21 protein-coding genes and 4 tRNA genes are annotated in these 23522 nt (G+C 68.4%); 15 read left to right on the forward strand and 10 right to left on the reverse strand.

The window, feature by feature from the left end; genetic code table 11:
* Nucleotides 1-191 precede the first annotated feature (191 nt).
* Both PLC66_RS04865 and serB read left to right on the forward strand, forming a co-directional pair.
* Entirely contained in the window at nt 192-1271 is a 1080-nt protein-coding gene (locus PLC66_RS04865; RefSeq protein ID WP_324538118.1) for a 3-deoxy-7-phosphoheptulonate synthase, read from the forward strand.
* Nucleotides 1268-2110, forward strand: coding sequence for a phosphoserine phosphatase SerB (serB, locus tag PLC66_RS04870; RefSeq protein WP_324538119.1), 843 nt, complete (start codon nt 1268-1270; stop codon nt 2108-2110). The genes PLC66_RS04865 and serB overlap by 4 nt, the downstream gene beginning before the upstream one ends.
* Before the next feature lie 12 nt (nt 2111-2122).
* Here the strand turns inward: serB and PLC66_RS04875 are convergent, their stop codons facing one another.
* Nucleotides 2123-2833 (reverse strand): ABC transporter ATP-binding protein, encoded by a 711-nt coding sequence (locus PLC66_RS04875; RefSeq protein ID WP_324538241.1) that lies wholly within the window; start codon nt 2831-2833, stop codon nt 2123-2125.
* On the opposite strand from PLC66_RS04875, the gene PLC66_RS04880 reads away from it, so the two are divergent.
* Nucleotides 2817-3458 carry an arylesterase gene (locus PLC66_RS04880; RefSeq protein WP_324538120.1) on the forward strand — a complete coding sequence of 214 codons (642 nt, stop codon included), beginning with the start codon at nt 2817-2819 and terminating at the stop codon, nt 3456-3458. The genes PLC66_RS04875 and PLC66_RS04880 overlap by 17 nt on opposite strands.
* Before the next feature lie 37 nt (nt 3459-3495).
* Here PLC66_RS04880 and selD read toward each other — a convergent pair whose 3' ends face one another.
* Nucleotides 3496-4536, reverse strand: coding sequence for a selenide, water dikinase SelD (gene selD, locus PLC66_RS04885; RefSeq protein ID WP_324538121.1), 1041 nt, complete (start codon nt 4534-4536; stop codon nt 3496-3498).
* Between the two features lie 56 nt (nt 4537-4592).
* Here selD and mnmH point away from each other — a divergent pair, with 56 nt between their 5' ends.
* On the forward strand, nt 4593-5639 hold the full coding sequence (mnmH, locus tag PLC66_RS04890; RefSeq protein ID WP_324538242.1) for a tRNA 2-selenouridine(34) synthase MnmH: 1047 nt from the start codon (nt 4593-4595) through the stop codon (nt 5637-5639).
* 11 nt (nt 5640-5650) lie between these two features.
* Here mnmH and PLC66_RS04895 read toward each other — a convergent pair whose 3' ends face one another.
* On the reverse strand, nt 5651-6202 hold the full coding sequence (locus tag PLC66_RS04895; protein ID WP_324538122.1) for a class I SAM-dependent methyltransferase: 552 nt from the start codon (nt 6200-6202) through the stop codon (nt 5651-5653).
* 358 nt (nt 6203-6560) lie between these two features.
* On the opposite strand from PLC66_RS04895, the gene PLC66_RS04900 reads away from it, so the two are divergent.
* From PLC66_RS04900 to PLC66_RS04950, 11 genes are all read left to right on the forward strand, one after another.
* Nucleotides 6561-7646: a sensor histidine kinase gene (locus PLC66_RS04900; protein ID WP_324538123.1), complete on the forward strand. Its 1086-nt coding sequence runs from the start codon at nt 6561-6563 to the stop codon at nt 7644-7646.
* Nucleotides 7647-7817: 171 nt separating this feature from the next.
* Nucleotides 7818-10505, forward strand: coding sequence for a bifunctional acetate--CoA ligase family protein/GNAT family N-acetyltransferase (locus tag PLC66_RS04905; protein ID WP_324538124.1), 2688 nt, complete (start codon nt 7818-7820; stop codon nt 10503-10505).
* Nucleotides 10506-10509: 4 nt separating this feature from the next.
* On the forward strand, nt 10510-11358 hold the full coding sequence (locus tag PLC66_RS04910; protein ID WP_324538125.1) for a D-hexose-6-phosphate mutarotase: 849 nt from the start codon (nt 10510-10512) through the stop codon (nt 11356-11358).
* Between the two features lie 108 nt (nt 11359-11466).
* Nucleotides 11467-13839: a Tex family protein gene (locus PLC66_RS04915; protein ID WP_324538126.1), complete on the forward strand. Its 2373-nt coding sequence runs from the start codon at nt 11467-11469 to the stop codon at nt 13837-13839.
* 13 nt (nt 13840-13852) lie between these two features.
* Entirely contained in the window at nt 13853-14209 is a 357-nt protein-coding gene (locus PLC66_RS04920; RefSeq protein WP_324538127.1) for an ArsC family reductase, read from the forward strand.
* A 67-nt stretch (nt 14210-14276) separates the two neighbouring features.
* On the forward strand, nt 14277-15152 hold the full coding sequence (gene hslO, locus PLC66_RS04925) for an Hsp33 family molecular chaperone HslO (RefSeq protein WP_324538128.1): 876 nt from the start codon (nt 14277-14279) through the stop codon (nt 15150-15152).
* An 80-nt stretch (nt 15153-15232) separates the two neighbouring features.
* The gene (minC, locus tag PLC66_RS04930) at nt 15233-16003 is read left to right on the forward strand and encodes a septum site-determining protein MinC (protein WP_324538129.1); all 771 of its coding nucleotides are present in this window, start codon (nt 15233-15235) and stop codon (nt 16001-16003) included.
* A 30-nt stretch (nt 16004-16033) separates the two neighbouring features.
* The gene (gene minD, locus PLC66_RS04935; RefSeq protein WP_324538130.1) at nt 16034-16846 is read left to right on the forward strand and encodes a septum site-determining protein MinD; all 813 of its coding nucleotides are present in this window, start codon (nt 16034-16036) and stop codon (nt 16844-16846) included.
* Between the two features lies 1 nt (nt 16847).
* A complete protein-coding gene (minE, locus tag PLC66_RS04940) occupies nt 16848-17108 on the forward strand; it encodes a cell division topological specificity factor MinE (protein WP_324538131.1) in 261 nt (86 codons plus the stop codon).
* A gap of 9 nt (nt 17109-17117) precedes the next feature.
* Nucleotides 17118-17202: transfer RNA gene (locus PLC66_RS04945), tRNA-Leu, on the forward strand.
* A gap of 84 nt (nt 17203-17286) precedes the next feature.
* Complete coding sequence (locus PLC66_RS04950; RefSeq protein ID WP_324538132.1) at nt 17287-17784, forward strand: DUF1178 family protein; 498 nt, start codon at nt 17287-17289, stop codon at nt 17782-17784.
* 35 nt (nt 17785-17819) lie between these two features.
* Here PLC66_RS04950 and PLC66_RS04955 read toward each other — a convergent pair whose 3' ends face one another.
* From PLC66_RS04955 to PLC66_RS04985, 7 genes are all read right to left on the reverse strand, one after another.
* The gene (locus tag PLC66_RS04955) at nt 17820-18962 is read right to left on the reverse strand and encodes an alkaline phosphatase family protein (protein ID WP_324538133.1); all 1143 of its coding nucleotides are present in this window, start codon (nt 18960-18962) and stop codon (nt 17820-17822) included.
* Between the two features lie 104 nt (nt 18963-19066).
* Nucleotides 19067-19142 (reverse strand) — tRNA-Gly (locus tag PLC66_RS04960).
* 70 nt (nt 19143-19212) lie between these two features.
* Nucleotides 19213-19286, reverse strand: a tRNA-Cys gene (locus tag PLC66_RS04965).
* Nucleotides 19287-19360: 74 nt separating this feature from the next.
* A tRNA-Gly gene (locus tag PLC66_RS04970) sits at nt 19361-19436 on the reverse strand.
* 39 nt (nt 19437-19475) lie between these two features.
* Nucleotides 19476-20057, reverse strand: coding sequence for a CDP-diacylglycerol--glycerol-3-phosphate 3-phosphatidyltransferase (pgsA, locus tag PLC66_RS04975; RefSeq protein ID WP_324538134.1), 582 nt, complete (start codon nt 20055-20057; stop codon nt 19476-19478).
* A gap of 100 nt (nt 20058-20157) precedes the next feature.
* Complete coding sequence (locus PLC66_RS04980; protein ID WP_324538135.1) at nt 20158-20625, reverse strand: hypothetical protein; 468 nt, start codon at nt 20623-20625, stop codon at nt 20158-20160.
* Nucleotides 20626-20816: 191 nt separating this feature from the next.
* Complete coding sequence (locus PLC66_RS04985) at nt 20817-23423, reverse strand: PEP/pyruvate-binding domain-containing protein (protein WP_324538136.1); 2607 nt, start codon at nt 23421-23423, stop codon at nt 20817-20819.
* Nucleotides 23424-23522 lie beyond the last annotated feature (99 nt).

Here is a 23522-nt window from a genome sequence, read left to right on the forward strand (position 1 = left end):
TCGCCCTCGGGTTTCAGATTCTATCGAGGCGACAACTATCTTGACCCAGAGGGGTATCGAAACGGCGGACCCACCGCCGAGCGCCGTCTAGCCGCCCTGCCCTGTGCGGCCGCCACCAAATCCGCCACGACAGCGCCGAGCGTGGGCGTTACAATTGCGAGCTTCCCAGGCCGCAACCGGAGCCCCCAGCAATGCCGCTCACCCAGACCGAAAACCTCAACGTCCTCGCCTTCGACCACATGCCCTCGCCCGAGGAGATCAAGGCGCGCGTGCCGCTGACCGAGCGCGCGGCGGCTTCGGTGGTCGCGGGCCGCAAGGCGGTCATGAACATCCTCGACCGCAAGGACCCGCGCGTGTTCGTGGTGGTCGGGCCGTGCTCGATCCACGATCCGGTGGCCGGGCTGGACTATGCGCGCCGCCTGAAGGCGCTGGCCGACGAGGTCTCCGACACGATGCTGCTGGTGATGCGCGTCTATTTCGAGAAGCCGCGCACCTCGACCGGCTGGAAGGGTTTCATCAACGACCCGTTCATGGACGACTCCTTCCGCATCGACGTCGGCATGGAGCGCGCGCGCAAGTTCCTGCTCGACGTGTGCGAGATCGGCCTGCCCACCGCCACCGAGGCGCTCGACCCGATCGCGCCGCAGTATTACGGCGACCTCATTTCCTGGACCGCGATCGGCGCGCGCACCTCCGAGTCGCAGACCCACCGCGAGATGGCCTCGGGCCTGTCCACGCCGGTCGGCTTCAAGAACGCCACCGACGGCGATCTCGAGGTGGCGATCAACGCCATCATCTCGGCGGCCAGCCCGCACAGCTTCCTCGGCATCAACAGCCAGGGCCAGTCGGCGGTCACGCGCACTCGTGGCAACCGCTACGGCCACGTCGTGCTGCGCGGCGGCGGCGGGCGCCCCAACTACGACACGGTGTCGGTCTCGCTGGCCGAACAGGCGCTGACCAAGGCCAAGCTGCCCAAGAACGTCGTGGTCGACTGCTCGCACGCCAACTCGTGGAAGAAGCCCGAGTACCAGCCGCTGGTCATGAAGGACGTGATGCACCAGATCCGCGAAGGCAACCAGTCGATCGTCGGCCTCATGATCGAGAGCAACATCGAGGCCGGCAATCAGCCGATTCCGGACGATCTGTCGCAGCTCAAGTACGGCTGCTCGGTCACCGACGCCTGCGTCGGCTGGGACACCACCGAGGACATGATCCGCAAGTCCGCGGCGATGCTGCGTGAGGTGCTGCCGCGGGCGGAGCGGCGCGCATGAACCTGGTCGTGCTGGCCAGCGACGTCGACAGCGTCGCGCTGAAGAACGTCGCCAAGCTCACCGAGGCGCGCGAGATCGAGCAGATCACGCCGCGCTCGTTCAGGCTCGTGGGCGCAAAGCCGCACGAGGCCCTGGTCGCCACCTGCAATGCCGGCGGGCTCGACCATGTGTGGCTGCCCGAAGGGCGCAAGCTGACGGACTTCGGCCTGTTCGTGACCGACATGGACTCGACCCTGATCAACATCGAGTGCATCGACGAGATCGCCGACATGCAGGGCCTCAAGCGCGAGGTGGCGGCGATCACCGAGGCGGCGATGCAGGGCGAGATCGATTTCCGCGAATCGCTGACGCGCCGCGTCGCCCTGCTCGCCGGCCTCGACGAGCACGCGCTGGCCGAGGTCTTCGATCACCGCCTGCAGCTAAACCCGGGCGCCGAGCGCCTGCTGCAGGGCCTGCAGCGCGCCGGCATCCGCAGCATGCTGGTGTCGGGCGGCTTCACCTATTTCACCGAGCGGCTGAAGACTCGCCTGGGCTTCGACTACGCCTGGGCCAACGAGCTGGAAGTGGTCGACGGCAAGCTCACCGGCAAGGTGATCGGCGACATCGTCGACGGCGAGGGCAAGGCGGCGCACCTCGAGCGCGCACGCGACGAGCTCGGCCTCAAGGCGGAGCAGGTCATCGCCGCCGGTGACGGTGCCAACGACATCCCAATGCTGCGCGCCGCCGGATTCGGCGTCGCCTTTCATGCCAAGCCGGTGCTGCGCGACGTGGCGCACTGCTGTCTCGATCACTGCGGCCTGGACGGCATCCTCGACATCTTCGGTCCCGCGTCGGCCTGAGGGCCGGCGTGCTCAGGCCCGCAGCGGCTCGCTCAGGCGGCCCGCCTGCATGCGCAGCACCCGCCCGCAGCGGCGGGCAAGCGATTCGTCATGCGTGACCAGGATCAGGGTCGTGCCGGCCTCGCGGTTGAGGCTGAACATCAGCTCGATGATCGCCTGGCCGGTCTCCGCATCCAGGTTGCCGGTCGGCTCGTCCGCGAGCAACAGACGCGGATTGGGGGCAAAGGCGCGCGCCAGCGCCACGCGCTGCTGCTCTCCGCCCGACAGATGCTTGGGGTAGTGGCGCAGCCGGCTGCCCAGTCCGACGCGCTGCAGCCACTGCGTCGCCACCGCCTTTTCGTCGGCCACGCCGGCCAGCTCCAGCGGCAGCATCACGTTCTCGAGTGCGGTGAGCGCCGGCAGCAACTGGAAGGACTGGAACACGAAGCCGATCGACTCGCCGCGCAGTGCCGCGCGCGCGTCCTCGTCGAGGGCAAACAGATCGGTGCCCTGCAGCCGCACCGTGCCGCGCGCGGGAACATCCAGCCCGGCAAGCAATCCCAGCAGCGTCGATTTTCCCGAGCCGGATGCGCCGACGATGGCCACCGACTCCCCCGCCCCCACCGCAAAACTGACGTCCTGCAGAATGTGCAGATCGCCCTGGCCGTCGGCCAGCCGCACCTGTTTGGACAGGCCATCGACTTCGATGACCGGACTGGAGATCTCTATGCCGCTACGATCCATCGCTACCTTCTTCGTCATGTTGTTGTTCGCCGGCATGGCACACGCCGCATCGACCATCCTGGTCTGGGGCGACAGCCTGTCGGCCGGCTACGGCCTCAAGCCCGGCGAGGACTGGCCCACCCTGTTGCAGACGCGCCTGCAGCACAAAGGGTTCCAGCACGAGGTCATCAACGGCAGCGTATCGGGTGAAACCTCGTCCGGTGGGCGCACCCGCCTGCCCGCCGCGCTCGAGCGCCACCGACCCGACATCCTGATCCTCGAGCTCGGCGCCAACGACGGCCTGCGCGGCCTGCGTCCGCAGCTGATCGCCGACAACCTGAAGGCGATGATCACCGAGGCCCAGGCCGCGGGCGCCCGCGTGCTGCTGGTCGGCATGCAGATGCCGCCGAACTACGGCGCGGCCTATACGCGCCGCTTTGCCCAGACCTTCTCGGACCTCGCCGAGGACACGGGCGTAGCGCTGGTGCCCTTCCTGCTGGAGGGCTTCGCCGACCAACCCGAGCTGTTCCTGCCCGACGGCATCCACCCCAGCGCCGAGGCCCAGCCCTTGGTGCTGGACACGGTGTGGAACGGTTTGGCGCCGCTGTTGACTCAGACGCAGCGCGCGCAGGCCCGCAAGGAGTAAAAGCGATGGACCGCGCGCGGCTCAGCGCGCGGGGCGCTCAAGCGACCTGCACCCGCGCCGGCCCCGCCACCATCGTCCCCACCACGCTGCCGGCCTCGCCCTGCTCGGCACGAATGGCGGCCTGAACGGCCTCCACCGCCTCCGGCGCGCAGGCGATCAGCAGCCCGCCCGAGGTCTGCGGATCGGTCAGCAGCTTGCGCTGCCAATCGGGCGCCCCGGCCGCAAGCGCGATGCTGTCGCCGTAGCTCGCCCAGTTCCGCGCCGATGCCCCGGTGGCGGTGCCGTCACGCACCAGGGCCAGCGCCTCGGTGATCACCGGCAGGGCGTCGAACTGCAGCGTGGCGCCCAGCTTCGCGCCGCGGCACATCTCGAGCAGGTGGCCGGCGAGGCCAAAGCCGGTGACGTCGGTCACCGCGTGCACCCCGTCGATGTCGGCCAGGCGCGCCCCGGCGCGGTTGAGCGTCGTCGTCCAGCGCAGCATCTGCGCATAGCCATCGTCGGACAGCAGGCCCTTCTTCAGCCCTGCCGACAGGATGCCGATGCCGAGCGGCTTCGACAGGATCAGCACGTCGCCGGCCTGCGCGCCAGCATTGGTGCGCACCCGCGCCGGATCGACCACGCCCACGCCGACCAGGCCGTAGATCGGCTCGAGCACGTCGATCGAATGCCCACCCGCGATCGGGATTCCCGCCTCGCGGCAGACTTCGGCACCGCCCTGCAGGATCTCGCCGATCACCTCGCGCGGCAGCTTGTCGAGCGGCATGCCGACCACCGCGAGGGCGAACAGCGGCGTGGCGCCCATGGCATAGACGTCGGACAGCGCATTGGTTGCCGCGATGCGGCCGAAGTCACGCGGGTTATCGACGATGGGGGTGAAGAAATCGGTGGTGGCGACGATCGCCTGGCCGTCGTTGAGGCGGTAGACGGCCGCGTCGTCGGCCGTATCGGTGCCGACCAGCAGGTCGGCCGGGACCAGGCCGGCGGGCATCGCGGCGAGCAGCTCGGACAGCACGCCGGGCGCGATTTTGCAGCCGCATCCGCCGCCGTGGGAGAATTGGGTCAGTTTGATTTCATTCATCTTGTGTAAGGAGTGGCGGCAGGCCGGCGCAGGCGTCGGATGAGGCCGCATTGACCATGCAGAAAGGCGTCGCGACCGTAGCACAGCTGTCCGGGTTTGACGAGATCATCGATGCGCGCACGCCGGCGGAGTTTGCCGAGGACCACCTGCCCGGCGCGATCAACCTGCCAGTGCTCGACAACGCCCAGCGCGTCATCGTCGGCACGATCTACAAGCAGCAATCGGCCTTCGACGCGCGCCGGATCGGCGCCGCGATGGTCGCGGCCAACATCGCCCATCACCTGGGCACCGCCCTGCGCGACAAACCCAGGACCTGGCGGCCGCTGATCTACTGCTGGCGCGGCGGCCAGCGCAGCGGCTCGTTCACCACCTGGCTGCGCATGGTGGGCTGGGATGCCTGCCAGCTCGAAGGCGGCTACAAGGCCTTCCGCCACCACGTCATCGCCAGCATCGAACACATCACGCCGACGCTGGACCTGCGCGTGGTGTGCGGCCCGACCGGCAGCGCCAAGACGCGCGTGCTCGAGGCGCTCGCCGAGCTGGGCGCACAGACACTCGACCTGGAAGCGCTCGCCGCCCACAAGGGCTCGGTGCTCGGCGCCCTGCCCGACCGCCCCCAACCCGCGCAGAAGCACTTCGAGACGATGCTGAACGCACGACTCGAGGCGCTCGACCCGACACGCCCGGTGTACGTCGAGGCCGAAAGCCGCAAGATCGGCCTGGTCTTCGTGCCCGAACCGCTGATCATGCGCATGCGCGCCGCACCCTGCGTGATGATCGACGCCACGCGCGAGGCCCGCCTCGAGTTCCTCGTCCGCGACTACGCTTACCTGGGCGACGACGTCGCCGGCTTGCAGCGCAACCTGCAACGGCTGCGGGAGCTGCAGAGCAAGGAGACCCTGGCGCGCTGGCACGCGCTCGCCGCCGCCGGCGCCCTGCCGGCGCTCTTCGGCGAGCTCATCGACCTGCACTACGACCCGCTCTATCGCCGCTCGCAGGACGGCAACTACGCCGGCTACGCCAAGGCCCCGCGCCTGCACACGGACGATCTCGGCCCCAACGGCGTGCGCGAGCTGGCGCGGCGCATCATCGCCCTCGGCTGATCCGTTCGGCCTCAGGGCAGGCGTGGCGCGACCTGACCTCGTATCGCGCACACGCGCTGCAGCACGGCCGGGCGGGCGCCGTGCACTTCGCCCTGCTCGAAGGCGATCAGGGTCCAGTCGCCGCGCAGCCGCTCGAGCAACTCGTTGGGCTGCAGCAGGAAGTCCGGGCGCGACGGCTTGCCGAAGCGCTCGTTGCCGGCCATGAAGGTCTCGTAGATCAGCACGCCGCCCGGCGCGAGCAGCGCCAGCATGTCGTCGAAGCGCGGCCGATAGAGGTAGTTGGTCACCACCAGGCCATCGTAGCGACGACCACCGAGCGGCCAGTCCTCGCCTTCGAGATCAAGCGCCAGCGTGCTTACGCCGGCAACGCCCTGCAGCGCCTGCAGGGCCGCGAGGTCGCGGTCGACCGCCTCGACCCACCAGCCCTGCGCCGCCAGCCAGCGCGCATGGCGGCCGCTGCCGCAGGCGTAGTCGAGCACCGACCCGCCAGCGGCAATGAGGGAGGCGAAGCGCAGCACCCAGTTCGAGGGTGCAGGGAGGTGGGCATGGGACGTAGCGGTCATGGTGGGAAGGCTCGGCAGGGTGGATGGGACGCAAGGGCACAGGCGACAAGGACAGGGCGGGCCGCCCTGCGGCACGGGGGCATGCACCACCCGGTCGGTCATCGATCGTCGTGGCTGGCGATTCTATGCGGGCGCACGCGCCTTGCGGACCGCGGCGCACGAACTGTGCTATACAGGAGGTCGTTTCGCCCGGCCCAGCCGGCGAACACCTCCCGCCCAACACGTCATTGCCACCGTGACCGCTCGACCGCCATCCAGCGATGCGAACCCGAGGGAGTCCACCGAGCGCCCATCGCCGGCCGCGCCCTCCGCGACCACACGTCTGCTTGCAGCGCAGGGTGACCCGTTTTGCCTCGAGATGCTGCAGTCGGTCCAGCAAGTGCTGTTTCGCACCGACGACGACGGCCACCTGAGCTTTCTCAATGACTACTGGCATGTGCTGTCCGGGTTCAACGTCGGCCAAAGCCTGAACCGTCCGCTGACCGACTTCCTGCACCCCGACGATCGAGCCCGTGCTCAAGCCGCCTTCGAGCAGCTGCTCGCCGGGGCGCTGCACGAGTGGGCGGACGAGCTACGCCTGCGGACGCTGGGCGGCGAGATCCGCTGGGTCGGCGTGAGCGGCCGCCTGGTGAGCGCGACGGACACCGCACCGGCATGGATCGCCGGCACCATCGACGACATCTCGTCGCGCAAGATCGCCGAACTGACGCTGCGCAACCTCAACCAGGAGCTCGAAGCGCGGGTGCGCGCACGCACGGCCGAGCTGGAAGCAGCGAACCGCGAACTCGAAGCCTTCTCCTATTCCGTGTCACACGACCTGCGTGCGCCCTTGCGTGCGATCGACGGCTTCTCGCGCATTCTCGCCGACGAGACGGCCGAGCTGCTCGACGCCCGGCAGCGCGAGCACCTCGGCCGCATCCGCAAGGCCGCCGAGCGCATGGCCATCCTCATCGACGCGCTGATCGGCCTCGCCACCCTCACGCGCCAGGCGCTGCAGCGCGAGACGGTGGATCTGTCGCAGCTGGCCGAATCGGTGATCCGCGATCTGCACGCCGAGGACCCGACGCGCAACGTCGACGTGGTGATCACGCGCGGGCTCAGCGTCAATGCCGATCCTGCCCTGATGCACGTGCTGCTCGACAACCTGCTGCGCAATGCCTGGAAGTTCTGTGCCGCCGCGGCTGCGCCGCGCATCGCCTTCCGTGCCGAACGCGAGGGCGGCCGCACGGTGTTCTGCGTCGAAGACAACGGTGCCGGGCTCGACATGCGCTACGCGGAGCGCCTGTTCGAGCCCTTCACCCGCCTTCATGCCAGCGAGGACTACCCGGGGACGGGGATCGGGCTGGCGACGGTGAAGCGCATCGTCACCCGCCACGAGGGGCGCATCTGGGTCGATGCGCAGCCGGGCGAAGGCGCGCGCTTTCATTTCACCCTCGGCCATTGAGTAGAACGCGTCTAAGATGCCGCGCAAACATGACATAGTGCGCGAAATGCAACAGAGCGCCGAAGGGCTTATTGTGCACCGCAGTATAATCAGGCGAACTCACAGGCTGACGCGCACTGCCGCGCCCTGTCCCTCGCCCAACCGAATCCAACCCACTTGCGGGTCTCAATCATGAAAGAGAAGCACTATCTGTCACCGCTGATCGAGCCGCGCTCGGTCGGCATCATCGGCGCCAGCGAGCGCGAGGCATCGCTCGGCAACGTGCTGTTGCGCAACATGCTCGATGCGGGCTACAAGGGCAGGCTGTTCGCGATCAACCCCAAGCACGACCAGGTGCACGGCATCACCTGCTACAAGTCGGTGGAAGAGGTACCGCACCGTCTCGACCTGGTCGTGATCGCGGTCCGTGCCGAGAAGGCACCGGCCATCGTCGAGAGCTGCGGTCGCGCCGGCGTCAAGGCCGCCATCCTGCTCTCGGCCGGTTTCTCCGAGGCTGGCCCGCGCGGTGCGCTGCTCGAGCGCCAGGTGATCGACGCCGCCCACCGCCACAAGATCCGTCTGCTTGGCCCCAACTGCCTCGGGGTGATGCGCCCGCAGCTCGGCGTCAACGCCACCTTCGCCCACGCCACCGCGCTCAAGGGCAGCATCGGCCTGATCTCGCAGTCGGGGGCGCTGTGCGCGGCCATCCTCGACTGGGCCAAGCCCAACAACGTCGGCTTCTCGGCCGTGGTGTCGCTGGGTTCGTCCTCGGACATCGACTTCGGCGAAGTGCTCGAATACATGATCTCGGACCCGCGTACCGAGAGCATCTTCCTTTACGTCGAGGGCATCCGCGACGCCCGCCGCTTCATGAGCGCGCTGCGCGGCGCGGCACGCGTCAAGCCGGTGCTGCTGATCAAGGCCGGTCGCCATCCCGAGGCCTCGCGCGCCATCCTGTCGCACACCAGTGCACCGATGGGCGACGACGCCATCTTCGATGCGGCGCTGCGTCGTGCGGGCGTGATTCGCCTCTACAACATGGGTCAGTTGTTCGCCGCGGCCAATGCGCTGTTCTCGCACTTCCGCCCGCGCGGCAACCGCCTGGCGATCATCACCAACGGCGGCGGGCCGGGCGTCATGGCGGCCGACCGTGCATCCGACATCGGCATTCCGCTGTCCGAGTTCTCCGAAGGCACGATGGAGAAGCTCAACGCCGCGCTGCCCGCCGGCTGGTCGCGCGGCAACCCGGTCGACATCCTCGGCGACGCCGACCCCGAGCGCTACAGCAAGGCCCTGAAGGCCGTGCTCGAGGGCCCCAATGTCGATGGCGTGCTGGTGATGCTGACGCCGCAGGCGATGAGCAACCCGACCGGCGTGGCCGAAGCGGTGATCGAGCTCGAGAAGACCGCCGACAAGCCGGTCGTGACCTGCTGGATGGGCGAGGAGCTGGTCGGCGAGGCACGACGCAAGTTCAGCGTCGCCGGCATCCCGCATTTCCGTACGCCCGAGCCCGCGGTCGAGCTCTTCAGCCACATCTCGGCCTACTACCAGAACCAGAAGCTGCTGATGCAGACGCCGTCCTCGCTATCGCACCTGCCCGCGCCGTCGATCGAAAGCGCGCGGCTGGTGATCGAGATGGCCTTGTCCGAGCGGCGCAAGAAGCTCAACGAGATGGAATCGAAGGCGCTCCTGGCGGCCTTCCGCATTCCCATCGCGCAGACCGTGGTGGCGCGCTCGGCCGCCGAGGCGATGGTGCTGGCGGCCGAGATCGGACTGCCGATCGTGATGAAGATCGACTCGCCCAGCATCGCCCACAAGTCGGACGTCGGCGGCGTGCGCCTGAACATCCGCAGCCTGGCCGCGGTGCGCTCGACCTACCAGGAGATCCTCGACGAGGTCAAGCGCGTCCAGCCCGACGCCTCGATCAACGGCATCGCCATCGAGCCGATGATCCAGAAGCGCAACGGCCGCGAACTGGTCGTCGGCGTCAAGCGCGACCCGGTGTTCGGCCCCGCGATCACCTTCGGTGAGGGTGGCAACCTGGTCGAGGCCAACCGCGACATCGCCGTGGCGCTGCCGCCGCTCAACAGCTTCCTGGTGCGCGACATGATCCGCTCGACGCGCATCGCCTCGCGCCTGGGCGAGTTCCGCAACATGCCCGCGGTGGACATGAACGCGCTCGAGCTCATCCTGCTGCGCGTGTCGGAGATGGTGTGCGAGCTGCCGTGGATCACCGAGATGGAGATCAACCCGCTGATCGTCGACGAGCACGGTGCGGTCGCGGTTGACGCCAGCATCATGGTCGACAACGTCTCGCCGACGGCCGATCGCTACGACCACATGGCGATCCACCCCTACCCCTCGCACCTGATCAGCACCTGGATCGTGCCCGACGGCACGGTGGTCACCATCCGCCCGATCAAGCCCGAGGACGCCGAGCTCGAGATCGACTTCGTGCGCAGGCTGTCGGCCGAGACCAAGTACTACCGCTTCATGAACACGATGCGCGAGCTGCCGCCTGCGATGGTCGCGCGCCTGACCCAGATCGACTACGACCGCGAGATGGCCTTCGTTGCCACGCTCAATGCCGACGGCGTCGAGCAGGAAATCGGCGTATGCCGCTACGCGGTGAACCCGGATGGCGAGTCCTGCGAGTTCGCCGTGGTGGTGGCCGACGACTGGCAGCACCGTGGCCTGGCGCGCAAGCTGATGGGCGTGCTGATCGAGACCGCGCGCAGCCGCGGCATCGGCTACATGAACGGCGTCTTCCTCGCCAACAACGAGCGCATGCTCAAGTTCGTGCAGCGCCTCGGCTTCGTGCTCAGCAACGACCCCGAGGACAGCTCCGTGAAGCTCGGCGTGCTGCCGCTGCAGGACTGAGGCGATGGCATTCGGGATCGAGCGCATCGACTTTCACGGCCTGCCCGCGCTGCGGCTGCAGACGGCGACGGGTGCGCAGGCGGTGGTCAGCCTGTTCGGCGGCCAGGTGCTGTCGTGGATGCCGCCGGGCGGTGGTGAGCGCCTCTACCTGAGCCCCAGTGCGGTGCTCGACGGGAGCGCGCCGATCCGCGGCGGGATGCCGGTGTGCTTCCCACAGTTCGCCGACCAGGGCAGCCTGCCCAAGCACGGATTCGCGCGCACGGCGATGTGGACGGTCGAGACCGAGCGCGGCAGCAAGGAATACGCCCTTGTCACGCTCGGCCTTGCCGACTCGGACGCCACGCGCGCGCTGTGGCCCCACGCCTTCCATGCCGAGCTCAGCATCCTGATCGAGGACAGCCGCCTCGAACTCGAGCTGGAGGTCGAGAACACCGGCAGCGCGGCGCTGGAATTCACCGCCGCTCTGCACAGCTACCTCGCCGTGCGCGAGGTCGAGGAATCACGCCTCGAAGGCCTGCACGGCTATCACTACAGCGACAAGACCGATGCCGACCGGGTCAAGCGCGACAGCGGCGACGTGCTGCTGGTCGAAGCCGAGACCGACCGCATCTATCGCGACGTCAAGCGCCCGCTGCTGCTGCGCGAATACGACCGCAGCCTGGGCATCAACGCTGACGGCTTTGCCGACGTCGTGGTGTGGAACCCCTGGCTCGAGCGCAGCGCCGCGCTGCCCGATCTGCCTGCCGACGGCTTTCGCCACATGCTGTGCGTCGAGGCCGCCGCGGCGCACGCGCCGGTTCGCCTGGCCGCGGGCGAGACCTGGTGGGGTCGCCAGACCCTGGTCGCGCTCTAACCTGCCCGCGCGCCGTCCCGGCCTGGCGGTCGGGACGCAGGCCTTGCCCCATGCGGACGCTTGCTGCACCATCCCGCCCTTCGTTTCAGCCAACGCCCTCGCCCGCCCATGCTCCCCCCGATCGAACACCGCATCGCCGAAGAACTCGGCGTCTCGCCGCGCCAGGTCATCGCTGCCGTCCAGTTGCTCGATGACGGCGCCACCGTGCCCTTCATCGCCCGCTACCGCAAGGAAGTCACCGGCGGTCTGGACGACACCCAGTTGCGCACCCTGGAAGAACGCCTGGGCTACCTGCGCGAACTCGAGGACCGCCGCGCCACCGTGCTCGCCTCGATCGAGGAACAGGGCAAGCTGACCGCCGAGCTGCGCGCCGAGATCGAACACGCCGATACCAAGCAGCGCCTCGAAGACCTCTACCTGCCCTACAAGCCCAAGCGCCGCACCAAGGCGCAGATCGCGCGCGAGGCGGGCATTGGCCCGCTGGCCGAGGCCCTGCTGGCCGATCCGACGCTGGCGCCGGAGACCGAGGCGGCAAAGTACCTCAATGCCGACGCGGGCTTTGCCGACACCAAGGCGGTGCTCGATGGCGCGCGCCAGATCCTGATGGAGCATTTCGCCGAGGACGCCACGCTGCTGGGCGAACTGCGTGCCTACCTGCATGAACACGGCCAGGTGCGCTCGGCCGTGATCGAGGGCAAGGAGGCCGAAGGTGCCAAGTTCCGCGACTGGTTCGATTTCGCCGAGCCGATCGCCACCATGCCCTCGCATCGCGCGCTGGCGCTGCTGCGCGGGCGCAACGAAGGCGTGCTGCGCCTGTCGCTGGAAGTCGAGCGCCCCGACCCGGACGCCCCTCACCCCTGCGAGGGCCGCATCGCCGTGCGCTTCGGCATCCGCAACGAGGGCCGCCCGGCCGACCGCTGGCTGGCCGAGACCGCGCGCTGGGCCTGGAGCGTGAAGATCTCGATCCACCTCGAGCTGGACCTGATGGGCGAGCTGCGCGAGCGCGCCGAGGAAGAGGCGATCCGCGTCTTCGCGCGCAACCTCAAGGACCTCTTGCTCGCCGCCCCCGCCGGCACGCGCGCCACTATCGGCCTCGATCCGGGCATCCGCACCGGCGTCAAGGTGGCGGTGGTCGACGCCACCGGCAAGCTGGTCGACACCGCGACCGTGTATCCCTTCGAGCCGCGCCGCGACCGTGAGTCCTCGATCGCCACCATCGCCGCGCTGGCGAAGAAGCACGACGCCGAGCTGATCGCGATCGGCAATGGCACCGCCTCGCGCGAGACCGACGCACTGGTGGCGGAGCTGATGAAGCGTTACCCGGAGCTGCATCTGACCAAGGTCATGGTGTCGGAGGCCGGTGCCTCGGTGTATTCGGCGTCCGAACTGGCGGCAAGGGAGTTCCCCGACGTCGACGTCAGCCTGCGCGGCGCGGTGTCGATCGCCCGCCGCCTGCAGGACCCGCTCGCCGAGCTGGTCAAGATCGATCCCAAGTCGATCGGCGTCGGCCAGTACCAGCACGACGTCAATCAGGGCCGGCTGGCCAAGAGCCTGGACGCGGTGGTGGAGGACTGCGTGAACGCGGTCGGGGTGGATGTGAACACCGCCTCGGCACCGCTGCTGGCGCGGATCTCGGGGCTGAACGCCACGCTCGCCGGCAACATCGTCGACTACCGCAACGCCAAGGGCCCCTTCCGCAGCCGCAGCGCGTTGAAGGACGTGCCGCGCCTCGGCCCCAAGACCTTCGAGCAGGCCGCGGGCTTTCTGCGCATCCCCAGCGGCGACGATCCGCTCGACGCCTCCTCGGTGCACCCGGAGGCCTACCCGGTGGTCGAGCGCATCCTCGCCAAGGTGAAGAAGAGCGTGCGCGAGCTGATGGGTAACGGCAGCTTCCTCAAGAGCCTCAAGGCGAGCGAGTTCACCGACGAGCGCTTCGGCCTGCCGACCGTGCAGGACATCCTCGCCGAGCTCGAGAAGCCCGGCCGCGACCCGCGCCCCGAGTTCCGCACCGCCAGCTTCCGCGAAGGGGTGGAGACGCTCAAGGACCTGCAGCCGGGCATGCTGCTCGAGGGCGTCGTCACCAACGTCACCAACTTTGGCGCTTTCGTCGACATCGGCGTGCATCAGGACGGCCTGGTGCACATCTCCGCCTTGTCCAGCACCTTCGTCAAGGACCCGCACAGCGTGGTCAAGGCTGGCCAGGTGGTGAAAGTGAAGGTGCTCGAAGTCGACATTGCGCGCCACCGCATCGCCCTGACGATGCGCCTCGGCGACGAGGCCGCGCCGCGCCGTGGCGAACCCGCCCGCCAGGACGCGCGCGAGGCACGCGGCGGCGCGCGCCCCGACAACCGCCGCCCGGCGCCTGCCGACCGCGACGCGCAGCGCTCGAAGCCGACCGGCGGCCGCGCGCAGACCGACCGTCAGCCGGCGGCCGGCGGCGCGCTGGCCGATGCCTTCGCCCGCGCCCGCGGCGCAAAGTAGGAGCCCTTACGCGATGCGCATCGTCATCCATGGCATCAAGAACTGCGACACGATGAAGAAGACCTTCGCCTGGTTCGAAGGCGCCGGCGTCGCCTACCTGTTCCACGACTACAAGAAGGCGGGCATCGACCCGGCCACCTTGCAGCGCTGGTGCGAGCGCCTCGGCGGCTGGGAGGCGCTGGTGAATCGGCGCGGCACGACCTGGCGCAAGCTGTCGCCCGAGCAGCAGGCGGTCACCGACACGACCGCCGCCATCGCGCTGATGCAGGCCCAGCCCAGCCTCATCCGTCGTCCGGTGATCGAGTTCGCTGACGGCGAGCTCCTTGTCGGCTTCGACCCCGACGCCTTCGAAATGAAGACCCAGGGCTGAAGCCTGTCCGACCGCCTGGTCGGCACTGCGCATACCACCCGGCCGCACTCCACCCGGACCCCACTCCATGAGCGACTCCCTCCCCCCCAGCTACGTCCAGCGCTTCCTGCTTGAAGACCTGGACATCCGCGGCGCCGTCGTGCGCCTGACCGATGTCTGGCAGGCGATGCAGCAGGGCCGTTCCTACGCCCCCGCCGTCGCCCGCCTGCTGGGCGAGATGAGCGCCGTGTCCGCGGTCATTGCCGGCAACCTGAAGCAGCCCGGGCGCCTGACCTTCCAGATCAGCGGCCATGGGCCGGTGAGCCTGCTCGTGGTCGACTGCGCCGAGACGCTCAACCTGCGCGGCTATGCCAAGGCCGACGCCATTCCCGCCGCCGCAGCCGCCAGCGGCGAACTCGGGGCGCTGGTCGGCGATGGCAGGCTGCAGCTCTCGCTCGACATTCCCGGGCTGGACCAGCCCTATCAGAGCCTGGTCCCGCTCGAGGGCACGAGCATCGCCGCCACCTTCGAGCACTACCTCGCGCAGTCCGAGCAACAACCCGCCGGCCTGTGGCTGGCCTGCAGCGCAGACGCCGCGGTCGCCCTCTTCGTGCAGAAGCTGCCCGGCGCCGACGCGAGGGATGCCGACGGCTGGTCGCGGATACAGCAGCTCGCCCAAACCGTGCGCGACGACGAACTGCTCGGCCTGGACGCGCAGGAGATCCTGCGCCGCCTGTTCGCCGAGGAGAACGTGCGCCTGTTCGATGCCAGACCGGTCACGCACGATTGGCCTGCCGATCCCGAGAAGGTCGCCAGTATGCTGCGCGCGCTTGGCGAGGACGAGATCCGCGCCCTGCTCGCCGAGCACGGCGAGGTCGTGGTGCACGACGATCTGTCGAACCACACCTACCGCCTCGATGCGGCCGACGTCGACGCCCTCTTCCGTCCGCCCACGCTGCACTGATCGGGCGCACGGGGGCGGGTCTGCTTGCCCGAACGCGTGGCCATCAGTACACTCCTCGAGTTTTGAAGCCCTCACCGTCCATGCCAGCCTCTGCGCCTGCCCGCCCGATCGAATTCCGCAGTACGACGCTGGGGGCCACCGTTGCCGTGCTGCAGGCGGCCGAGCCCAATGTGCTCGCCGACGCCCTGCACAAGATGCTCGGCGGCATGCCTGACTTCTTCAACGGCGAGGCGGTCATCCTTGATTTCGCGGCGCTGCGCGACACCCCCGAGCGCATCGACTGGGCGGGGCTGCAATCCCTGCTGAGGCGCTACCGCCTGCAGCCGATCGGCGTCTGCCGCCTGCCCGAGGCCTTCCACGCCGGCGCGCGCCAGGCTGGGCTGGCACTGCTCGACGGCGCCATGCTCGGCGATCGTCCCGCCGCTGCAGATACCCCGAAGCCCGTCCCGGCAGCCCCCGCACCGGCAGCAGCGCCAGTCGCGCCGCCGCCCGCGGCCGCCACGGTGGCGCCGACGATGTTCGTGGACCGTCCCTTGCGTTCCGGTCAGCAGGTCTATGCGCGCGGCGCCGACCTGGTGTTGCTCGGCGGCGTCAGCCCGGGTGCCGAAGTCATCGCCGACGGCAGCATCCACTGCTACGGCCCGCTGCGCGGCCGGGCCATCGCCGGCGCGCAGGGCGACCACAGCGCCCGCATCCTTGCCAGCAACTTCGGCCCCGAACTGGTCTCCATCGCCGGCGTGTTCCGCACCTTCGAACGCGGCATACCCGAGACGCTTGCCGCCCGACCCACCATGGTTCGACTGAGCGGCACAGAACACACACTCAACATCGAAGCGCTCAAGCTCGACTGAGCCAGCGCACTGCATCAACAAGGGGATATCGTGAGAGTCATCGTTGTAACGTCAGGCAAGGGCGGCGTCGGCAAGACCACCACCAGTGCAGCCTTTGCGTCCGGGCTCGCCCTGCGCGGCTTCAAGACCGCCGTGATCGACTTCGACGTCGGCCTGCGCAACCTGGACCTCATCATGGGCTGCGAGCGGCGCGTGGTGTATGACCTTGTGAACGTGGTCAACGGCGAGGCGCGCCTGAACCAGGCGCTGATCAAGGACAGGCACTGCGAGAATCTTTTCATCCTCCCCGCCTCACAGACGCGCGACAAGGACGCGCTGACCGAGGAAGGTGTCGAGAAGGTGTTGGGCGAGCTCGAGCACATGGCCTTCGACTACGTGGTAGCCGACTCCCCGGCCGGCATCGAGCGCGGTGCGGTGATGGCCCTGACCTTTGCCGACGAGGCCATCGTCACCACCAACCCCGAGGTGTCCTCGGTGCGCGACTCCGACCGTATCCTGGGCATCCTGCAGTCCAAGTCGAAGCGCGCGCGCGACGGCGGCGAGCCGGTGAAGGAGCACCTGCTCATCACCCGCTACTCGCCCAAGCGCGTCGAGGACGGCGAGATGCTGTCCTACAAGGACGTGCAGGAGCTGCTGCGCGTGCCGCTGATCGGTGTCATCCCGGAGTCCGAGTCCGTACTCCATGCCTCCAACCAGGGCACGCCTGCGATTCATCTCAAGGGTACCGACGTCGCCGAAGCCTATTCCGACGTCGTCGGCCGTTTCCTGGGCGAGGATCGCCCCCTTCGCTTTGTCAATTACGAAAAGCCGGGGCTGATGAAGCGTCTGTTCGGAGGCAAGTGACATGTCCTTCCTCGCCCGCCTCTTCGGCGAAAAGAAGAAGACCGCCGAGATCGCCAAGAACCGCCTGTCGCTGCTGATCGCACACGAGCGCGCCGGCGGCAGCGCCACCGCCGATTTCCTGCCAGCCCTGCAGCGTGAGCTGATCGAGGTCATCTCGAAGTACGTCGCCGTCAATCCCGACGACATCAAGGTGCATCTCGACAAGCAGGACAACATGGAAGTGCTCGAAGTCAACATCGTGCTGCCGGAGCAGGGCCGCTGAAGACAATGTGCCCGGATGGTGAAATTGGTAGACACAAGGGACTTAAAATCCCTCGCCGCAAGGCGTGCGGGTTCGACCCCCGCTCCGGGCACCATTTGCCAACGCTGACTGTCCATCGGCTGCAGGCATGTGCAAGCCTGCAGCCGTGCATGCAGACCCGTTCAGGGGGCAGTCAACCGTGATCGTTCTAGACCTCTCCTGTCCCGAAGAGCATGTCTTCGAGGGCTGGTTTGCGACCAGCGCCAGCTTCGAGGAACAACTCGTTCGTGGACTGGTGAGCTGTCCGGTCTGTTCGAGCACGCACATCCGGCGCCTGCCCAGCGCCCCCTACGTCCAGACCGGCGCAGCGGCGCGTGAGCGATCTTCGCCAAAGCGCACCGAGACGACGAACCAGGGCTCGGCCCCGGCGCCTGCAGCGCCCCGCGCCAGCGTCCCCGCCGGTGCCACACCGGGTCTTCCCGAGGCACTGGCGCAAGCCCTCACCACCCTGCGCCAGCTCGCCCGCAGCGCGGAAGACGTGGGCGAGCGCCTGCCCGAGGAAGCGCGCCGGATTCATTACGGCGAAGCCGAGGTGCGCAACATCCGCGGCGCGGCATCGCGCGACGAGGTCGACGCCCTGCTCGAGGAGGGCATCATGGTGTTGCCGGTGCTGCCCCCCGAGGAAGACCTGCACTGAGACTCGCCGGCGCCCTCGTCAGGCGCCGCGCAGGTTCAGGTGCGCGCCGTGATCAGCGGCACCCGCATTTCGTCCGCTGTCAGCCCGCCATGCACGCCGATGAGCTCGAACGGCTCCTCGCCCTCGACCTGATCGACGATCGTCCAGCCCGGCTCCATTAACAGCACATGGGTGCCCACCCGCTCGGCAAGGCGCGCGTTCGGCTTGCCCGGGCCGAGCAGCCCCGAGGCCAGACATTCCGCCCCACTGATCATCACCGCCCTGCCGGCGAGGCTCGTGCGCGCCCAGGCCTCGAAATCGCGCTCGGCGCCGTCGCGTACCTCGCAGAAGGCCAGCCTGCGCTCGCCGAACAGCGGCGCCGCCAGCATGTCGGCCACCTCGCCATCGGGCGCGAGATCGATGCGCCGCTCGACCGGGCTGTCGATGAAGCCGTGGTCCGCGGTCACGACCACACGCACGTCACGACCGGCCAGCCGATCCAGCAGCCAGCCGAAAAGGGCGTCGAGGCGCGCGAAGCAGCGCCGGGCCTCGATCGAGCGACAGCCGTGATGGTGGCTCAAGGCATCGAACTTCGGGTAGTACGCGTGGACCAGGCCGCCGCTGGCCGACAGCGCATCGACCATGGCCAGGATCGTATATCCAAAGTCCTCGAGGCCCTGGTAGGGCTCGACGTGGGCGCCGCGGGCGTGATGGCGCGAGAAGCGCGAGAAGGCGATGTCGGCCGGCGACACCAGATTGACCGGGCGGCAGGCGTGATGAAACATCGGCGGCGTCGGACACAGGCGCGACATCAGGCAAAGGGCGGCCAGTTCCTCACCGCCGCGCTGCATCAACGGGAGCGGCGCAATCACCCCGCCAAAACGGCGGTCGTGGATGAACCAGCCGTTGAGCCCATGCACCGCCGGCGACACCCCGGTGAGCAAGGTGGTGAGCGCGCTGGCGGTCGTGCTGGGGAAGACCGAGCTCAGGCACGCTCGGCGATGCGCCTGCAGCAGCGAACCGGCGCCGAGCGTAGTCAGGAAGCGATCGCCGAGCCCATCGAGCACCAGCAGCAGGACCACCGCCCGTTCGCCTGCGGCGACCTCGCCCACCTCCCAGCCCGCGTGGCGGTCGTGCAGCCAGGCGCGCAGGCTGCTGGCGAGGCCGTAGATGCCACCTGCCCCGTAGTCGGGCAGCACGGCGTCGGTCGGAAGGGGAAAAGCGGGGGCGTGCGAGGGCACGGAGCGGGACCCCAGAACGAAAAAGCCGGATGAGCACATTGTACTCATCCGGCTTCGGATTCTGGAGCGGGAAACGAGTCTCGAACTCGCGACCTCAACCTTGGCAAGGTTGCGCTCTACCAACTGAGCTATTCCCGCTTTGACGACAGGGCGCGAAATATATCAACTTCCGCACCGCATCGCAACCACTACAAAACCACTTTACTGCTGGAGGCGCGACTCGGAATCGAACCGGGGTACACGGCTTTGCAGGCCGCTGCATAACCACTCTGCCATCGCGCCACGACCGTTTCGGCCGGCTGCTCCCGATCCTGCCGGAGCCTCCGTGCCAGGCAAACGCCTGGCCGGCGAATTCTTGGAGCGGGAAACGAGTCTCGAACTCGCGACCTCAACCTTGGCAAGGTTGCGCTCTACCAACTGAGCTATTCCCGCTCGGGAAAGACCGCCATTATAGGCAAAAATTTGTATTCGTCAACCTCGATCGCTACGCTTGTCGAGCAGCAGCGGCATCGCGCGATGCAGGTAGTAGCCCATGGACCACAGCGTGAGGGCGGCAGCCACGTAGATCAGGATGTTGCCGATGAGCCGGATGTCGATACCGAGGAGCGGCGCATTGAAGAGCAGCATGGGAATGGCGATCATCTGGGCGGCAGTCTTGAGCTTGCCGACGTAGGCGACCGCGACGCTGGCCGACTGCCCCACCCGCGCCATCCATTCGCGCAGCGCCGAGATCGTGATCTCGCGGCCGATGATGACCACCGCGATGAGCGCGTCAACACGGGACAACTGGACCAGCAGGATGAGCGCTGCGGCGACCATCAGCTTGTCGGCCACGGGGTCGAGAAAGGCGCCGAAGGCCGAGGTCTGCCCCAGGGCGCGCGCGAGATAACCGTCGAACCAGTCCGTCACCGCCGCGACGACGAAGATGACGGTCGCCACCAGGTTCTTGGTGGCCACCGGCATCAGGTTGTCGGACAGGTAGAAGATGCCGACAAAGATCGGAATCAGCACGATGCGTGCCCAGGTCAGGGCATTCGGAATGTTGAGCGGCATGCCGACGGGCAACTCGCGTGAATGGAGAAGTCGGAGTATATCAGCGCCCATCGATTGCCAGTCCGCTCGCAAGGGCTGGCGCCCTCAGCGGACAAGCCGCTCAGAGCTTCAAGCTTGCCCAGTCGGGATGGTCGTACTCACGCCCATAGAAATTGAGCGTCTCGACGACCCGCATCAGGCCCAGGCGCTTGGCCGGCGCACGCGGTGCGTCACGCATCAGCCCGGCGCCATCGACGAGGTCGCCCAGCAGCCACTGCAGGTGGCGCCCGGCGCGGTTGTGGAAATCGCGGCCTGCGCTGATCGCCGCGACCTGGCGCTCGATCTCGGCAGCAAGCTCGACATAGTCGGCCTCGACCATCGCCTGCAGCCCCAGGGCCTGCACACGCTGCTCGATCGTGTTGCGCAAGGTGTTCATGTCCGCGCGCAGACGCTCGTCGGTGGGCCGGGGCAGTTCGTCGGCGGGGTCTGCGAGCTTGGGCGCCGCGCGTTCTGCGTCGGCCGCGAGAACGGGCGCGGGACCGGCCAGTACGGCGGCCAGGAGCATGGCGAGTGAGAGCTTGGAACGCATGCGGACTTCTCCGAGGAAAATCGAGTGCCGCTCATGCTATCGACTCATCCACGGTTTCGGCTTGAACTGAATCAAGCGCCGACGCCCCTCAGCGAAATTTCCTCTTGCCGCCCGCGCGGTCAGGCCGGCGAACACCCTCGCCTCGCCCCTCTCGTCTTGCCCCCCTCGCCTTGCCCCATCCTGACCCCAGCTCAGGCGCGCGCCGCCTCGCCCGCCGCAGGCGCTCGGGTGACGGCCAGGCGCTGTCCGAGTGCGTCGGCGTACAGCGTCAGTTCGCCCGCAGCCAGATCCGCCACGTGCACCACCGCCTCCCATTCGGCGTCGGCGGGCGACAGCAGCGCCAGCTGGTTCGGCCAGGCCAGGATCGCGGCTTCGTCCAGCTCGTTGCCGGGCAGCTTCGGAAACAGCGCGAAGTACAGCAGGTCGGCCTCGATCAGTTCGTTCAGGAAGTGCGTGCCCAGGGAGACGTCGGGCACCAGGTTGTCGTGCATGGCGACGATCTCGCACAGCGCCGCGACGTGATTGATCTCGGAGAACATCACCGGCAGGCCGAGGAAGGGGTCCTTCGAGCCCCACCGCCCGGGCCCCAGCATCAGCACGCAGCGTCCGTCGCAGCGCGCATTCAGGCGGCCGATCACCCGCGTCACGGCCAGGCGCTGGGCCTGATTCAGGACGCCGAAGGCCGCTGGCCGCACATGGATGACGCGATCCGGATGGATCACCCGGCTCGGCCCGATCACCGCGCCGCGGGCCGCGAGCAGTTTCGGTGCATCGGGCGGCGGCTCGGCATCGGGCACGCCTTCCACGCTGCGCACCTGCATCGGCCGGCATTGCAGCAGGTTGATGCGGTAGCCGCCATCGGCCGTGAAGTTGAGCGCGAACTCGATCTCCACCGGATGGGCATAGGCCGCATGCAGCGCCGCGAGCAGGGTGCGCAGGTCATCGACGAAGCGCGTGCGCGCGATCAGACCATCGAAGGTGAGAAAGGCCGGGCGGTCGTGATCCTCACGGCTGGTGAAGAGCTCGAAGGGAAAATCCGGCTGGCCGTGCACCAGCTCGGCAAAGGGCCCGCTGATCACCGCGTTGCGCTCCAGATCGAGCGTATCCATGCGCCGCTGGGCATGGCGGGCGATGGCGCCGAAGTTGGTCTCGGGGCGCAGATCCGGTTCATTGAGCGCCACCAGCCGCGTGTAATCGTCATCGCTGCGATCCACTGCGCGGGTGCCGAGGCCGGCCACCAGGCGCACGACGCCGGCCTTCATGTCGATGCGCGGGTTCCATGGATAGGGGTTCACCGACAGGCCGACGCCCGCGGCATGCGGATGGAAGTAACGCCCGCCGGCGGTGCCCGACACGCGCATGATCAGCAGCGCCATCTGCTCGTGCTCGTCGAGCAGCCCGCGGCGGCGGCGGTAGCGCAGCGCCTGCTCGGACAGCGTGCTGGCGTAGACCTCCCGCACCGCGTCCAGCAGATCGGCAAGCCGCTTCTCGCGCGGCCCCTGATTGACGCAGAACACGCTGTCGTACTGGCCGGCAAAGGCGTTGCCGTAGCGGTCCTCGAGGCGCGAACTCGAGCGCACGATGAAGGGCCATTCGCCGAAGTAATCCAGCATGGCCTCGAACTGGCGTACCGTGCTGTCGGGAAAGAAGCCCCGCCGGATGCGGGCGCGGGCGCCCTCCTCGCCCGCCAGCCCCTGCAGGAAGCCAGCCGCCTCACGCTGGCGACGGCGCACCCACCACAGGCCGTTCTGCACGAAGAAGGTGTCGAACACCTCGGTGCCGACGTAGAAGGAGTCGTGGGCCTCCATCCGCCCGTGCAGTTCGGGCGCGTCGCGGCGCAGCACGGCGCGGGCTACCAGCATGCCGGCCGCCTTGCCGCCGATGGTGCCGATGCCGATCATGCGCGCACGCACCGCGAGCAGGTCGTCGAGCGTGAGGTAGCGCTCGATCAGCCTCTGCAGGCCGGTCTCGTCGGGAAACAGCATGCGCGCAAGGCGCGCGAAGGCTTGCGCCTCCGCCCCGGTATCCGGTGCGTCGGCGTGGCGCAGGGCGGCGACCGTGCGCGCGGCATCGAACAGATGCTGCCAGTGGCTGCGGATCTGTTCGTCCCCCAGCCCCGGCCATCCTGACCCGGCGAGGATCTCGGCCACCGTACCGCTGTCGGCCACCGCGCGGAAATGGTCACCCGGCTCCCACGCATGGATCAGGTTCATCACCGCCGCCGAACGGTGCTGCACCTTGATCGGGCGGATGTAGAGCCGATCGCGGCAGCGAAAGACGTCGAGCAGGTACTGCGTGGTGTCGGTGATCATGCCCATGCCGGCGCGGGCATGGCGGTTGCGCAGCACGGCAAAGTAGGTGACGGTATCAAGGTCGAACAGGCGCGGGCAGGTCAGGCGGAAGAAGTTGCCCATCATCCGGTCCGACTGCCAGGCATCGGCCAGTTCCGACAGGCAGTCGAAGATGTACATGGTCTCGGGACCGGCCGCCTCGATCACCGAATGCACCTGGTCGACGAAAGCATCGAAGCCCGCCTGCGGCTGCGGGTGGTGGATCTCGGCACCGCCGTCAGCTTGGAGCAAGGCGCGGTGGGAGGCGAAGCGGAAATAGATCAGCCGCCGCCGTTGTGCCCGCGCCGCCTCGGCGTAGGGGGTCACGAGGGCCTGGTAGTCGTCGAGCGACTGCACCTGCCAGACGATGTTGTCGCCGCGGGCGACGCCGCTGAGCACGGTATCGAGGCCCGGCAGGCCGGTGGTCGGGGCGAAGGCGCTGGGCGCGTCGGGACGGGATGGGCTCATGGCTGAACCCTAGCGTGCGCCCCCTCGTTGAACAAGGCCGATGCGCAGCCGCAGCGGGATGGATCGATCCCAAGCCAGGGCTGCGAGCGCAACGCCGGG

Origin of the sequence: Thauera sp., assembly GCF_035444905.1 — a bacterium.
In the GTDB taxonomy this organism is placed as follows: domain Bacteria; phylum Pseudomonadota; class Gammaproteobacteria; order Burkholderiales; family Rhodocyclaceae; genus Thauera.